Annotated in this window: 14 protein-coding genes, 1 pseudogene and 1 other annotated feature; of the genes and pseudogenes, 7 read left to right on the plus strand and 8 right to left on the minus strand. The window is 65.2% G+C overall.

Annotated elements, in window-relative coordinates:
* Nucleotides 1–355 precede the first annotated feature (355 nt).
* From ABD204_RS12085 to ABD204_RS12100, 4 genes are all read left to right on the plus strand, one after another.
* A complete protein-coding gene (locus tag ABD204_RS12085) occupies nucleotides 356–835 on the plus strand; it encodes a hypothetical protein (RefSeq protein WP_194424639.1) in 480 nt (159 codons plus the stop codon).
* Nucleotides 836–960: 125 nt separating this feature from the next.
* Nucleotides 961–1,173: a hypothetical protein gene (locus tag ABD204_RS12090; protein WP_194424638.1), complete on the plus strand. Its 213-nt coding sequence runs from the start codon at nucleotides 961–963 to the stop codon at nucleotides 1,171–1,173.
* A gap of 182 nt (nucleotides 1,174–1,355) precedes the next feature.
* Nucleotides 1,356–2,495 carry a YaaC family protein gene (locus tag ABD204_RS12095; RefSeq protein WP_194424636.1) on the plus strand — a complete coding sequence of 380 codons (1,140 nt, stop codon included), beginning with the start codon at nucleotides 1,356–1,358 and terminating at the stop codon, nucleotides 2,493–2,495.
* 363 nt (nucleotides 2,496–2,858) lie between these two features.
* Nucleotides 2,859–3,806 carry an HNH endonuclease gene (locus ABD204_RS12100; RefSeq protein WP_206697375.1) on the plus strand — a complete coding sequence of 316 codons (948 nt, stop codon included), beginning with the start codon at nucleotides 2,859–2,861 and terminating at the stop codon, nucleotides 3,804–3,806.
* On the opposite strand, the gene ABD204_RS12105 is transcribed toward ABD204_RS12100, so the two are convergent.
* Entirely contained in the window at nucleotides 3,773–4,819 is a 1,047-nt protein-coding gene (locus tag ABD204_RS12105; protein ID WP_322597602.1) for a DNA cytosine methyltransferase, read from the minus strand. The two genes, ABD204_RS12100 and ABD204_RS12105, sit on opposite strands and share 34 nt — an antisense overlap.
* Before the next feature lie 324 nt (nucleotides 4,820–5,143).
* Here ABD204_RS12105 and ABD204_RS12110 point away from each other — a divergent pair, with 324 nt between their 5' ends.
* Complete coding sequence (locus ABD204_RS12110) at nucleotides 5,144–6,169, plus strand: recombinase zinc ribbon domain-containing protein (RefSeq protein WP_194424634.1); 1,026 nt, start codon at nucleotides 5,144–5,146, stop codon at nucleotides 6,167–6,169.
* A gap of 170 nt (nucleotides 6,170–6,339) precedes the next feature.
* A complete protein-coding gene (locus ABD204_RS12115; protein ID WP_194424633.1) occupies nucleotides 6,340–7,083 on the plus strand; it encodes a hypothetical protein in 744 nt (247 codons plus the stop codon).
* A gap of 206 nt (nucleotides 7,084–7,289) precedes the next feature.
* On the opposite strand, the gene ABD204_RS12120 is transcribed toward ABD204_RS12115, so the two are convergent.
* From ABD204_RS12120 to ABD204_RS12150, 7 genes and pseudogenes are all read right to left on the minus strand, one after another.
* Entirely contained in the window at nucleotides 7,290–7,961 is a 672-nt protein-coding gene (locus tag ABD204_RS12120) for a hypothetical protein (protein ID WP_194424632.1), read from the minus strand.
* Between the two features lie 711 nt (nucleotides 7,962–8,672).
* A protein-coding gene (locus ABD204_RS12125; protein WP_241747986.1) for an IS3 family transposase occupies nucleotides 8,673–9,937 on the minus strand; the annotation gives its coding sequence in 2 pieces (ribosomal slippage) (nucleotides 8,673–9,634 and nucleotides 9,634–9,937; 1,266 coding nt in all).
* Nucleotides 9,504–9,638: a sequence feature (AL1L pseudoknot), on the minus strand. Its footprint overlaps the gene before it by 135 nt.
* A 55-nt stretch (nucleotides 9,938–9,992) precedes the next feature.
* Nucleotides 9,993–10,349: pseudogene (locus tag ABD204_RS12130) on the minus strand (YobI family P-loop NTPase); the annotation flags it as partial.
* On the minus strand, nucleotides 10,342–10,596 hold the full coding sequence (locus tag ABD204_RS12135; RefSeq protein WP_277816680.1) for a type I restriction enzyme endonuclease domain-containing protein: 255 nt from the start codon (nucleotides 10,594–10,596) through the stop codon (nucleotides 10,342–10,344). The pseudogene ABD204_RS12130 and the gene ABD204_RS12135, both read right to left, overlap by 8 nt.
* A 382-nt stretch (nucleotides 10,597–10,978) precedes the next feature.
* A complete protein-coding gene (locus tag ABD204_RS12140) occupies nucleotides 10,979–12,031 on the minus strand; it encodes a YifB family Mg chelatase-like AAA ATPase (protein WP_194424629.1) in 1,053 nt (350 codons plus the stop codon).
* Nucleotides 12,032–12,177: 146 nt separating this feature from the next.
* Complete coding sequence (locus ABD204_RS12145; protein WP_194424628.1) at nucleotides 12,178–12,540, minus strand: YraN family protein; 363 nt, start codon at nucleotides 12,538–12,540, stop codon at nucleotides 12,178–12,180.
* Nucleotides 12,541–12,628: 88 nt separating this feature from the next.
* On the minus strand, nucleotides 12,629–12,952 hold the full coding sequence (locus tag ABD204_RS12150; RefSeq protein ID WP_194424627.1) for a DUF2469 family protein: 324 nt from the start codon (nucleotides 12,950–12,952) through the stop codon (nucleotides 12,629–12,631).
* 128 nt (nucleotides 12,953–13,080) lie between these two features.
* On the opposite strand from ABD204_RS12150, the gene ABD204_RS12155 reads away from it, so the two are divergent.
* Nucleotides 13,081–13,758, plus strand: a complete 678-nt coding sequence (locus ABD204_RS12155) for an alpha/beta fold hydrolase (RefSeq protein WP_322597601.1) — start codon at nucleotides 13,081–13,083, stop codon at nucleotides 13,756–13,758.

A 13,758-nucleotide genomic window follows, 5' to 3' on the forward strand; every position in this document is an offset into this window, starting at 1 on the left:
TGGTACGGGACACGGCTTCCCGAGCACTCACCCGCGCAAGCCAGATACACGCTTCCTGCCTACCCGCCAAAATCCCGTCCGACCGGGCTCGTTAGGGTCAGGCTCAGGCTCAGATCAATTCCTGAGAGGCGAGGACTTCTGCGAACACGGGCTCATCGACGTCATCGATGAGCCCGAGGCGTGTCACTTCGTGGGCCGGCAAGCAGCGCACCGATACGCGACCGCAGCCATCCTCCGACAGCCCGCGCCTACTGGACGCTCAGTCACGCCTTGTGCCTGTCCTGCCGCCCTTCACTTTCACCATCGAGGCCGAGAGGCCCGCCGCTTAGGCGCGCGCAGATCAGGAGGAAACAACATGCCTGTATACAACCCGGAGGAGTACGACCCGATGCTGTCCGACCTGGCGAAGCAGACCCGCATCGCCGACCTCAGCAAGGACACCCGCGCCAAGCTCGACACGCTGAAGGGCGAGCAGGAGTCCTACGTGAAGGGCGTTCGCTCGCGGCTGGAGAAGGAACTGGCCGGGAACCAGCCCGCCGACGCGTCGAGTGTGCTCCTGCGCCGCGATGCGGCCGACCGCGCCCGCAAGATCGCCGACGAAACCGAGGCGCTCTCGGTGCTCGCCGACGCCTCGCGGGGTGGCGACGACACGCTTGCTGACGCGGTCGGCTACCGCGCCCGCCACGCGGGGTGGACCAACGCGATGGACGCCTACAAGGCCGCCCACCCTGAAGCGGCGGACTCGGCGGTCGCGCTGGCGTTCATGGAGGGGGTGGATTCGGACCCGGGTTACAACCTGGCGAACCAGATCACCTACTCGGCACCCGCTGAGTAATCCGCGCCTCTCCCGTGACGTCGGACGGCCCGATCCCTACTCCGGGGCTCTCGGGCCGTCCGAGTGTCTCGGAGACCCGACGGCGCGTCGAGGAGGCGCATGCTCGCGCTCGGTAGTATCTGGGCATGACCACCGCCGAGCCGACAGTCTGCCGCCACTGTGGCGAGCCGACCCGTGGCGGCGAGTACGCGCCGGGGCACGACTCGAAGCATCGCGGCGAGCTGTACCAGGCGGTGCTGGCGTGCGAGATCACCGAGGATCAGGCACGCGCCGATCTCCCCACCGTTGCGCTCGCGGACCAGCTGAGCAACGATCTGGCCCGTACCCGTGGCCGATGACCTGGCGCGTCAGCGTGAGCTTCGACGGCTCCGAGACGAAGCACTGAACACCCCGAACTGCCCGGCGTGCCTGCACCGCATGGAGCCCGCGAAGGTCGACGGGGATCCGGTGTGGGCCTGCTCTGAATGCGGCGAAGGCGGGGCTCAGACGTAAAGAGCGATCCCTGAGGCATGCTGAGTGCATGACGTTGCCTCCTGAACGGGCCGGGACACTCCTCCAGGTCAAGAACCGGCAGTTGGACTTCTCGTTCTTCCCGATGACCAGGACCAATCGGCGATGGGGGCTGAACACGATGTTGTATGCGGCCGAGCCATGGGCTGTCATAAGCGGCGCGATCCGCGACGCCGCCGTCGCGCGCTCCCTGCCAGACCACGAGGAACGAAGTGCCCTGTCGTTCGTTCGTCAGGCGAAGGAGTACTTCAGCGCGGCAGAGCGAGCAGGCGCATTGGAGACGCGACCGTTGCTGTATTACTACTCGTTCCTGAACCTCGGCAAGGCGATCTCAATCGCGAGAGGCAGGCCGAACATGGTAGGCAAAGTGCGACATGGCGTCGCCTCCGTGCATTCGGCGGGATATCTTCCAACGAGTGCTGAGATCGCCCTGGAACGCTCAGGACCAGGGAACCTCAGCGCGATTGATGAGCTTCACTGGGCGCTCGAGGGAACAACGGTGCGGGCCGGGCAGGTGAAGATCGCCGACTTGATGCCTCAGTCCGTAGTCGGGCACCGGATGTGGCGCGCCGCCACGGGGTCCATACGTAAAGAGCGTTTCTTCGCGCTACAGGACGCGCGCTGGTATGAAGACGCTGTTGCTCGCGAGATCTGGTTGAAGATCTATTTGCGGCGTGACACGCTCCGATCGCAAGGTCGAGGAGTCACTGAGACAATCCGCGAGGCGGGTCTGGTAGGCCGCTTCCGCGCAGTGAACGACGCCTACGGCGTCGCCAACGACCTTCACGCCTTCGAACAGAGCACAGCGACGCCCTACACCGGGCGTGCATCTGACGTCGTGATGGACAGCGTAAATGGAGTTCGCCGCGACATCTGGCAGACGATCACGTCGACCGACGGGTTTCGACGCTTCTACCTGTATCTCTCGCCCGCGAACGAAGTTCGTCTGCCGCAGTGGGCCAGCACGTACTCGTTGCTGTTCTGGCTGGGGAGCCTCACTCGGTACCAGCCGGTTGAACTGCTTGACGCGCTAGCGGGACCGTACGGCCCATTCTTCGAGGAATTCATCGAGACTCAGCCCGCCCAGCTCCTGTATACCTTCGCGTCGGAAGCGCGGATGCAAGATGTGTCAAAGCCAGCCCTCGTCTAGACCGCAGTTTCTGTGTCGGGTCAGAGTCCCTGTCGCGGCTACTCGTTCTGGGCGCAGAGAGCGCGCCGCACGAGCACGGTCTCTGTCGTCCAATATGCTCGGGACGACATCAACGACACACGGGCCGGAAGGACCTCGATGCATATCGGCTTTCAGCGTTCCGGTGGTCGGGGCGAGTACGAAGTCGTAGGTAGCCACACTGGCTACACAGCGATCGGACTGGAGGGCTGGTCGTTCCACCTCCGCTGGCCCGATGGGATCGTTCGGGACACCGATCTGGTCTTGGAGCCCGCCGACAGCGGAAAGCCGCGCCTGAGGTCACTCAGAGCGCAGCCGTTCCAAATCGGTCGTCAAGTCGCGTCGATGTTGATGCTCCCCGACCCGCGACGTGAGTACGCCGAAACCTCAAGAGGTCTCCCTGTCGCGCGTCACAAGGGCTATGTGTTGTCGCGCCTCGGGTTCGGACCTGACACCGAGTTCACCGGCTTCAACGATGTAGTGACTATCGACCCCACATTCGTGGACCTGGACAACCTCACCGACAAGACAACTATTGGCGTCGTCCACCGGTGGCGACGAGTTGAGGCGGTCTACGCGGCAATGGATTCCTTGCCCGACAACGTGCGGTCTATCGTCAGCCAGCATCGCAACTTCATGGCCAGCGGTGACCCAATCAACACGACACTCCCCGGCATCGTCCTCAGCCTGGAACGTGCTTTGGTGTCGGCCGTTCCGGCGTGGGTTGCTGAGACTGACCCACTACCGGCGCTCGAACACTTGTTGGGGATCAAGCTGCAAACTGGTCCGTCACTCCCGCCGCCTGACGAGATCGGGGAAGAGGAGCCCGTTGTCAGCGCACGTTCAGCGCATGAGTACCGGCTCGCGAAGATCAGAGGCGCGTCCGGTCGGAAGTTCAGCTCCAGCATTCGCGCCGCCTACGGAAACCGGTGCGCCTTCTGCGGAGGGGTCTACGGTGGCGTGCCCGCGGTGCGTTCAGGAGTGGACGCCGCCCACATTCTGGCGTGGAGCAAGTACGACCTCGATGTCGTGCCCAATGGGATCAGCCTCTGCAAGCTTCACCACTGGGCATTCGACGCGGCGCTACTCGTTCCAGCCTACGAGGGAACCGCGTGCACTCTGCGCTTCACAGAACTTGCTACGGAGAACTTCGCACCGGACACGTTGGCCAAACTCGGAGTGCACCAATTCGTCGTGCCCGACGAGTGGCTACCCGCCGACCGGTCTCTGTGGCCGAGTAAGAAGTACCTCGAACGGCTCTACGCGGACTTGGCCATCGAGTTCGCGGCGTAGCGCGCTTCGAGAATCTGATCCCCGAGCTGCTCCACCAGTCGGTGACCGATCCATTCGACCACCGGAACCGACACCGCATTCCCGCACGCGTGGTAGCGGGCAGAATCCAGCGTGTTGATGTTGGAGATTTCCTTGACGGGCATGGTCCAGTCGTCTGGGAATCCCTGGAGCCGCTCGGTTTCCAACGGGGTTAGTCGGCGGACTCGTCCGTCGGGGTACGAGACGTAGTTTCGGGACCAGTCGGTTCCGGTGTGTCGAGCGGACTCGGCGTAGAGGCAGTGCGCGAGCTTTTTGACGAATCCTCGCTCAGAATCTCCAACGCTGATCGCAAAGGGGGAAACAGATTTCTCCCCATTCGGTCGGCTCTTCTCAGAATCCCGGTCGCCGCGTTCGGACTCAAAAAGTATCGATCCGGCGGCGTCTGCGCCTCTAAGAGATCCGACAATGAAGACTCGACTTCGGCTCTGGGGGACGCCGAAGTATCGACTGTCAAGAACTCGCCATGCGACGCCATACCCGATGTCGGCCAGCGTCCGAAGGATGATTGCGAAATCTCGTCCATCGTGGGAAGAGAGGAGTGCCGCAACGTTTTCGAGGACGACAACTTCGGGGCGACGCGCTTCAATGAGCTTGGCAAAGTCGTAGAAGAGGCCTGACTGCTTGCCTCGGAGGCCGCTCCGGGGACCCATTCGAGCGAGGCTGACGTCTTGGCAGGGGAATCCTCCGACCCAGATGTCGGCTTCCGGGATGTCATCGGCTTTTACCTCCGTGATGTCTTCGACCCGGGGAACGTTGGGCCAGTGTTTCGCCAGGATGTCGAGGCAGAAGTCTTTCTTCTCGCACTGCCACACGGTCTCCATGCCTGCGTTCTCGAACCCGAGGTCGAAGCCGCCGATGCCCGCGAAGAAGCTCGCGACTCGGAGCTTAGGCTGATCGTCGACAGCATCAATCCGCGAGGCGGAGGTCACTGTCTTCGTCTTGGCCGTCACGCGCTTACCGTCTTCCTTGGTCACGTTTTCGCACTCTAGTTTGAACCACCGACATGGGGTCTCTCTGGAGACTCGCCGCGAGGAGGGAGGCGATCGACTCTACGCGTTGCGCGGGGCACTGACGCCCGACTCGGTAAGCGGGTGGTTGGGGGCGCGCATATGCGGATGTTGGAACTGGAACGTGACTTGGCCTAACTCCTTTTGCCGCATCCGCCCCTGGTCGACCTGACTGGGGGCGAATGCGTACTCTCCCTCCGCACGGGCGAGAGTGGCACATAGACAGAACCCCTGGTCGAGCGGTAAAATAGACCCAGGTTCGAGCAACGGACCTGAGCGACCGGCAAGGTCATGTGGGGTCTGCCGAAGACCAGCGAGGCCGGAGGTCAGCGGAACCACAAGGCGAAACTGAACCGCGACGGCACGCCGAAGTGGGGCGACCCGGTCGAGATCGACCTCGGACAGCCGGTATTCACTGCGCAGGAGCATCGCGCCCTCGTCCGCGCTCTGGAGCGTCGGAGCACCGGGGCGGTGCCGAACCCGGCAGTGTCACGGCTCCTCACGGGCCGGGTGTTCACGAGTGAGGGCCACGCGATGTACGGGGTGAACCTGCCGCGCGAGGAGTGGCGGGGCGCTTACCGGTGCTCGATGCGCCGCCCCAGCGCTGGCGATCAGCGGTGCTCGTGCCCTCAGCTTCGGGCGCTCCCGATTGACGCGCTGGTATGGGCCGAGGTCGCCCGGGTGCTGTCGGACCCTGCACGGCTGGAGGCGGCGGCTCGGGCCTACCTCGCCCTGCCCGAGGAGGGCGGCGACGGGGAGGCGGGCCGGCGCGCGTTGGACGGCGTGCGGTCGGAGATCGAGCGTTTCGAGCGTGGGCTCGCGAAGGCTGAGCGCGGGGTGCTCCTCGCAGACTCGGACGAGGACGAGCGGCGGCAGGCCGCGCTGGTGGCCGAGCTCAAGAGAGAGCTGTCTGCCGCCTGTGATCGGCTGGCCGGGTACGAGGCTCTGGTGTCGTCGGAGGCTGCGCGCGGGCAGGCGCTCCGCGACGTGGCGGCGCTGGCGGAGCGGGCGCGCGGGAGGCTTCACACGATGTCGGACGCGGAGCGCGCCGAGGTGGTGCGCATCCTCCAGGTGTCTGTGGTCTGCTCGGGTCCGGTGGTCGCTGGGATGCCGGAGTCGGTCGCGATCAGTGGGGTCGTCGACCCGCGCATGTGGGGTTCGGATTCGGACAACGGCGGGTCGTCGGTTGGTCCGACACCGGCTGATTCGCCCAGCGGGGCTCAGTCAGCACCGGGGGTCGCTCCATGGCGATACCGCCGTAGAGCTCGATGGTCGTCCACTGCCAGTTCCAGCCGGACGCCACATGGAGCGCGTTGACCGTCACGGACAGGCCGGTGAAGAAGATGAGGACCCTCATGGCGTGGGTCGCGTACTCGTCCTTGCTACGCCAGCGCCACACTGCGTAAGAGGGTGCGTGAACAACGAGTCGGTGACAACTGATCGTCGATACCACGACGATCGGTGGACGGCGCACTATCGTCGTGCTCGTGGGGAAACCTCGTCTGTCTCTGAATGCCGCTCTGTGGATCACGGCGGTTCCTGTCGCTCTCGCGGCCATCAGGGTCCTCATGTTCTCCCGTGGGGATGCGACGCTCCTTCGTGTCCTGCTGGAAACTCTTCAAATCGTGCCAGTACTGATGGCGACGTCTTTGCTCATCCTTCCCTGGGCCTTTTTCATCATTGGGGCCATCCTGCTTATGAACGGGTCTGCCCGCGCCGCGCTCTGGGCAATTCCCAATCGCCGACTTGTGCTGATGGCTCTCTATGTCCTAGGGATCGTCGTGATCTGGACATCGCCCGTCTACTGGGCGGTGGTGATCGCCGTTACTTATGCATTAGTCATCACGGTGGCCGTCATGGGCAGATCTAGCAAGGAATGGGCCAAGCGGGTCGTTCGCGTAACGAACATCCTTGACACCAACGATTTGCCATCCATCGTCGTGGGGGTCGCGATCATCCCTCTACTGATCGGCACGCTCACTGCGTGGAGTTCCTTCTGGCTTCCGCGCGAGAACGTCACCGTCGGGATCGACGACTACGACGGATACGTTCTGACGAATCAGGGCGACTGGACTACGATCCTGACCACTGAGCGGACCCTCATTCGCGTTCCATCCGAAGACATCATGGAGCGTGTGATCTGCGATCAGTGGACGGTAGCCACCCTTCAGAACCTGATTCTGCCTAAGCCCGGCGACGTCCCAGAATGCGCACAGAAGAGCCCAAGTTGATGATCTCAGCGTCTCACGTGGGAGTTTATCCGGTACGAACTCAGGGTTGCCCGGGAACTTCTTGTCCGTGAGGCCGGGGCGTTCTGGAAGTCTCGGGTTGGCTCGACGAGAACGACGCGTGGGTTCGCTTGCGCGTGATCCAAATCGCCGCTGACGAGTATCCGAGCGCTGGGGTCAACACTCGCCCCACCCAGCTCCGCAGAGACTTAGCGTCGGAGCGCGTGGCGCCGGTACCAGGAGCGTCGCCGCGAGAGCAGGCTCCGTCGTTCGTGGCGAAGCTGGCGACGGCCTTCGATGCTGGTGACTTGGTCGATCCATTCGTCCATGTCTGCGACGTCTTGTTCGGTGATGCCGGTGGAGTCGTTGATCTCCTGCACTCGGGTGATGGCTCGGTCCCAGGGGCGGCGCTCGTCCTCGAAGCGGGGGCGGGTGAGTGGGTTGTCGTCGACCCAGAGAAGTGCTCGGCCAGGGAACTGGTCGAGAAGCTGCTGGGCTTTCCATTCTGCGGACGACGTGTGCGCTGCTGCGGTCGAACTCGTCGCAACTGGCAGCAAGGGTAGGCCTAGCAGCGGGGAGATGTACGTGTTCGCGTACTCAGCCCACGTCGTCGCCCACCACACCTCGACGCGGGGGTCGTGGGTGAGTCTGTGCACCCATTCGACGCCAGCACCGGAGTACCTGTCGGTACTTCGCCAGGCGCCATCCTCGTCCCACGGCGGCCGGTGGTGATGAGCAGTTGGGTACGCGTCACGGTGCACGGTGAGTTCGGCGTGGAACAGTCCCGGCCAGCGGTCCAAAGTGAGCGCACGCTTAGGGAGGCGGAGGACGCCGTCGATGTCGAGCGCGACGACGGCGCGCGGATCGCAAGGCGCGGTCATGTCTTCAGCCGATCCTCACCGCAGCTGCTGGACAGCACGATGAGGGAGAAGCGCCGCGAGCCCGTGGCGTCGAATCGCTCGCAGGTGCTTTGGCTCACCTCAGCGAAGCCCGTGAGCGTGGACTTGGTGGCCGCAGGTCTCGGCGGGTCGAGTCGACGAGGTCGAGCGCGAGTCGCCTCCGTACTCGCAGACAAATCGGATGCGGTCGTCCAGTCCGGGGGCGCGCGGGACCCGTTCTCGAGACCACACCGTCGCTATCCATGCTCGCAGCCTCTGGATCTCGGCAAGACTTGGGTCCTCGAGCATCAACGGTGCGGCCGCGGAGCGCGAGTTTTCCCGCTGACTCGTACGTGAGCATCACACCCGCAGGCACACCATCGACAGCAACCGTGACGTGCGCGTCATCGAGGGTCCCATCCGGCCGCCACTCCTTCCTAGGCGTCGCGCTACCAGAACGACCGACGCCACCCCACCCAGCGATAGAACCGTCGCCCATCAAGGGTGAATCAGAACAGTCACGGCAGCAACCCGTGACCTTCAGACACCTAGTCTACGAGAGTCAGCTGGGGCGTGAGCAACATCCGCCACGGATCGAATGCACCTATCCACCACGCCGGCCAGAGAAGCGGCTAGATGGCTTCCCCAGTCGTGTAGGGAGCATTTTTCATGAACACCGACGTTGAAGCGCCCTGGGTCTGATGGAGACTCGCGCTATTTGATTCCGACCAGGTGTTCGCGGTCGGCTTGGACAGCATAGAACGCGTTCTTGAAATCGGCGGGCGGGACGTCGCCGAGGTAGCCGTGGAGGCGCTGCGTGTTGTGCCAGTGCACCCAGCCGAGGGTCGCGAGCTCGAGATCCTCGACCGTCTTCCACGGGCCGGAGCGCGCTGGTCCGCGGACGAGTTCGGCCTTGTAGTACCTGTTCACCGTCTCGGCCAGGGCATTGTCATAGCTGTCCCCGACGGTCCCGATCGACGGGGTCGCGCCGATCTCCGCGAGGCGTTCGCCATAGCGAATGGACGTGAATTGAGAGCCCGCGTCGCTGTGACACCGCAGGTCGGTGTGGTGGTGACCTCTGGACCAGCGGGCCATCTCGATCGCGTCGAGGATCATCTCGGTGCGCATGTGCGATGCGACCCGCCAGCCGACGATCATGCGGGAGAACGCGTCGATGATGAAGCACACGTACGCGACACCGGCCCAGGTCGGCACGAACGTCAGATCGGTGACCCAGAGCCGGTTCGGTGCGGTCGCGGTGAACTCCCGACGCACCAGGTCCGGATGCTGCGCCGACGCCGGATCGGGCCGCGTGGTCTTGACCTTCTTGGACCGCCTGGCGCCTTCGATCCCCGCCACCTTCATCAGCCTCGCGGTCTGGTCCCGCCCGATCATGATCCCCGCCCGCCGGGCGGTCTTCCAGAGCTTGCGGACCCCGTAGACCCGGTAGTTGGTCTCCCACAGCTCGACCAGCTGCGGGATCAGCGCCTCGTCCCGCACCGCGCGGGCCGAGGGAGCGTGGGTCTTGGCGGCGTAGTAGGTGCTCGGAGCCACCTGCAACTGTCTGCAGATGAGCTCGACTCCGAGCCGGCGACCGTCGACCAGGTCGTCCTTGTTCGCGTCGATGAACGCGACTACTTCCGGTAATGGCGGTCGAGCTCCGCCCCGAAGAAAGACGCCGCGCGCTTCAGCACCTCGTTGGCCCGGCGCAACTCGCGCACCTCTTGCTCGAGCTCCTTCACCCGCTGCGCTTCCGCGCTGCTCACGCCCGGGGTGACTCCGTCGTCGATGTCGGCCTGCTTCACCCACATCCGCACGGACTCGACCCCATAGCCGAGCTGCGTCGCGACCCGCTGCACCGTCCCCTGGGTGACGCCGAGCTCTGCGCGCAGCGTCCTCACCATCCGCACCGCGGTGGCCTTCTCCTCGTCCGAGTAGCGACGCGTCGTCGGCTTCCCCGACGCCAGTTCCTTCGGCATAACTCCATCCTCGTTTCCAAGGTCAGGAGCCTCCAACAAACTCAGGGCGCTTCATCTGGATGCGATTCGTTAGGTCTTGATCGTTCTTGTCCGGTCCAAGTGTGTTGATGCTGATGCGGACGGTCTTGTCGCGGTGATTCCTTTCGAACTCGTCGAGCACGCTCGACTTGCCGGCACCGTAGCGGCCTGTGAGGGCAATGTTTCGATTCCTCTTCTCGCCAACGGCGTTCTCGAGGTGCCGCACGTATGCGTTGTGGTGGTCACCCCTGTACTCCGGCGCCAGAGACCTGAGCTTGATCACCTTCTTGGGCAAGTCTTCGCCAGCCGTCGCGTTCTCGGCGGCACCCGGCGCCTTGACTGACTCGGCTGGCTCTACCGTGCTCAGGCTCGCTTCGCTTGTGTCACTACCCACCTGCGGTCACCTCCGCTTGCTTCAGCATCAGCTCGGTCGCCGCAAGCTCCTGGTCCGGCGGATATCCATGCTTGAGCAAGAGCCTCTTGATGCGCGTGCGCAGCTTCGCTCGCACCGTCTCTTTGAGGTTCCAGTCCGTCTTCGCATCGTTGCGTACGATCTCGGTCACCTCGTGCGCAATCTGCTTGATGACGGCCTCTTCCATCGCGAGCTTCGCGGCTGGCTGCTTCCCCGAGAGTCTCCTCAAGTGACTGTGTGTGCTTCATCTTCGGGGGCACTGCGCTCCTCAGGCTTCGACGCAGCCTGAGGCGGCGTCGTCGTACGACTGTCGTTCGCGCTGGGAGGGCCCCGGTGCATCGATGAATCTCATGCTATCTAGCGGCACGGACAACCAACTCGAGATCGCGATCGCGATGCGACTGATCGCTCAGTTCGGCGCTACTCGTTCGAATTCGAAGCGCTCCCACTCGATGGAGCCCGTGCCCTTCAACGCGTTCTCGGGCTTGGCGCAGAATCCGGCGCCAGTTCGCGGAGCGCATCGTCCCGCATGCCGCGCAACATGCTGGAGCCCTCGCTGCCCCGTGGACGGGGGCGAAGCGGGGACGCACGCGACACCGGACACTGTCTAGTCATACACAATGGGCCACGAGCTGGAACCGCGCCGGGAAGCTCGCCACCGCCCCCGATCGGTGGATCTCGATCACACCGGTCTCGAGGGGTTGACGCAGCGCATCCAGCGCGTGTCCGCTGAACTCTCCCGCCTCGTCGAGGAAGAGCACCCCCTCGCTCGCACGCGCCACCGCGCCGGGATGGATCACCCGACTGCCGCCGCCGACGAGGGCCGCGGTGGACGCGCTGTGATGCGGGGCCTCGAACGGGGGGATGCGGGGCAGCGAGGTGATGCCCCCCTCGGTCAGCGAGCGGATCGTCGCGACGGCGAGGGCGGCCGCGTCGTCCAGCTCGGGCAGGATCCCCGGCAGGCGACGGGCGAGCATGGTCTTCCCGGCACCGGGTGGTCCGGACATGAGAAGGTGGTGCCCGCCGGCGGCGGCCACGGTCAACGCTTCCACGGCGTCCTCCTGCCCGATGACCTCGGCGAGGTCGGGCACCTCCTCGATCCGCGCGGGCGACACGGCTGGGGGAACCGGTTCGCCGTCGGGCACCTCGACGTCGGCGCCGTGGAGGGCCGCCACCTCCGCGAGCGTGCCGACCCCGCGCGCGTCGATGCCCGCGACCAGGTCGGCCTCTTCGCGATTGGCGTGCGGCACCACCACGCGATGGAAGCCCGCGCGCGCGGCCGCCACCACCGCCGGCAAAACGCCCGGCACGGGGCGAAGTCGTCCGTCCAAGCCGAGCTCGCCGATGTGGACCGTCCGCGAAATCGAGGCGACATCGAGGTCGGTCTCGGTCGCGATGGCGGCCACCGCGATCGCCAGGTCGAAGGACGAGCCGTGCTTGGGGAGGTTCGCCGGCGACAGGTTCACGGTCAGCCGTCGACGCGGAAGTGGCAGGTCGCTGTTCTGGCAGGCGTTGTGCACGCGTCGCGCCGACTCGTTGAGGGCCTTGTCTGCGAGGCCGATGATGCGCAGGTCGGGCGTCTGGTTCGACAGATCGGCCTCGACCTCGACGATCGAGCCGACGGCGCCGTGGAGTGCCACCGCCCACGTCCGGGCGACGGTCACGGGCGGGTCGGGGTCAGGGGGGAACGGGTCATGTGACGACTCTGGGCGAGTCGGAGGAGTATCGGGTACGGTCCCGGGCATCGGTGGATGCGGGGCGCGCGCGAGCGGATGGGGAGGAGAGGTCCCGGCGCACCGCTCGCGCCGCGTCAGCGCAGATCGCGGAGGTGTTCCAGCGTCGCCGGCCGCGGCGGCGTGCCGATCACGCCGACGACGTCGACCCGCACCCGCAGACCCCGGGTCTGCTCACGGTGTCCGCGCATCCAGGCGTGCCCGAGCCGCCACAACCGCGCCCGCTTGCGCTCGTCCACCGCGTCGAAGGGATGGCCGTAGCCGAGCGAGCGACGGGTCTTGACCTCCACGACGACGAGGTCCCGGCCCTCGCGGGCGACGATGTCGATCTCGCCCTCGGCACAACGCCAGTTCCGATCCAGGACCACGTACCCTCTCGCGAGGAGATGGTCGTGGGCGAACTGCTCGCCCGCTCTGCCGAGATCGTCCTTCGCCGCCACGGCCCGAGCATGCCCCGTCCCGCACCACGCGCGGGTGCCGGCGACGAGAACGGTGGAGCGACCGATCCGGCCACGGGATGTGGAGGAATCAGCCGTCCAGTGACAGCTCGTCGGGCAGCCGGAAGTCGCGACGCGTGAGTTCCTCGACGTTGACGTCCTTGAAGGTCAGTACCCGCACCGACTTCACGAAGCGGTCCGCCCGGTAGATGTCCCACACCCACACGTCGGTCATCGTGATCTCGAAATAGAAGTCGTGCTCGCTGTCGCGACGCACGACATTGACGTCATTGGCGAGATAGAACCGCCGCTCCGTCTCGATGACGTATTGGAATTGGGAGACGACATCGCGGTACTCCTTGTACAGAGCAAGCTCGAGTTCGCGGTCGTAGTCCTCGAAGACTTCGTCATCCATGATCCCTCCATCCTAGGACCGAGAAGGGGCTGTGCGAACCGGCGGATCACGTCGCGGGATCTCGCCGCCGTTCGCGTAGCGTTGAGGTCCGCGGCACGCTCCCGCACCACTGAAAGGACTCGATACCCGTGGCAGAGACGCAGATCTTCGAACCGCACGGACGCGCCATCCCGTTCGCTGACGATCAGCGTGACGGACCGACACTGGTGCTCCTGCCCGGTGCCGGGTTGCGGATCGGATACCTCGGGTTGCTCGCCGAGGCGCTCGGCGAGGAGGACTTCCGCGTCGTCCGCATCGGAACTCGTGAACCGGCCGCCGACCTCACACCCACGCTCCACGATCTCGCGCAGGATGTCGTCGATGTGATGGACCACATCGGGCTCACCCGCCCCTGGGTCGGCGGGCACGGCTTCGGCGGAACACTCGCGCGTACAGTCGCCCTGGACCACCCCTCGCGCGCCTCCGGCGTTCTTCTGCTCGCGGTCGAGGGGGAGGCGCCCGTGTCGGTCTCTCCGCTGTCGGAGATCCCCGAGAACGCCTACGACCAGGCGCGCCTGCGCATGCAGCACGGTGCGCGCCAGAACACCCCCGACGTGGCCGCCCACACCCTCGCCCCGGGCATCCCGGTTCTGGTGATCCAGGGCGCCGACGACGCGGTGATGCCCCCGTCGCACGGCGAAGCGCTCCGCGCGAGCGCTCCCGAACGCGTGAGTGTGAAGACCATCGACGGCGCCATGGACCTGTTCCCCCTCACCCACGTCGGCGAGACGGCTTGGCCGATCGAGGACTACCTCGACTGGGATTGA

The sequence above is a fragment of the Microbacterium aquimaris genome (assembly GCF_039531285.1).
Taxonomy (GTDB): Bacteria; Actinomycetota; Actinomycetes; order Actinomycetales; family Microbacteriaceae; genus Microbacterium; species Microbacterium aquimaris.

Coding starts and splice junctions, on each gene's coding strand:
- ABD204_RS12085 (WP_194424639.1), top strand. CDS start 356: ATGCCTGTATACAACCCGGAGGAGTACGACCCGATGCTGTCCGACCTG.
- ABD204_RS12090 (WP_194424638.1), top strand. CDS start 961: ATGACCACCGCCGAGCCGACAGTCTGCCGCCACTGTGGCGAGCCGACC.
- ABD204_RS12095 (WP_194424636.1), top strand. CDS start 1,356: ATGACGTTGCCTCCTGAACGGGCCGGGACACTCCTCCAGGTCAAGAAC.
- ABD204_RS12100 (WP_206697375.1), top strand. CDS start 2,859: ATGTTGATGCTCCCCGACCCGCGACGTGAGTACGCCGAAACCTCAAGA.
- ABD204_RS12110 (WP_194424634.1), top strand. CDS start 5,144: ATGTGGGGTCTGCCGAAGACCAGCGAGGCCGGAGGTCAGCGGAACCAC.
- ABD204_RS12120 (WP_194424632.1), bottom strand. CDS start 7,961: ATGACCGCGCCTTGCGATCCGCGCGCCGTCGTCGCGCTCGACATCGAC.
- ABD204_RS12150 (WP_194424627.1), bottom strand. CDS start 12,952: ATGGATGACGAAGTCTTCGAGGACTACGACCGCGAACTCGAGCTTGCT.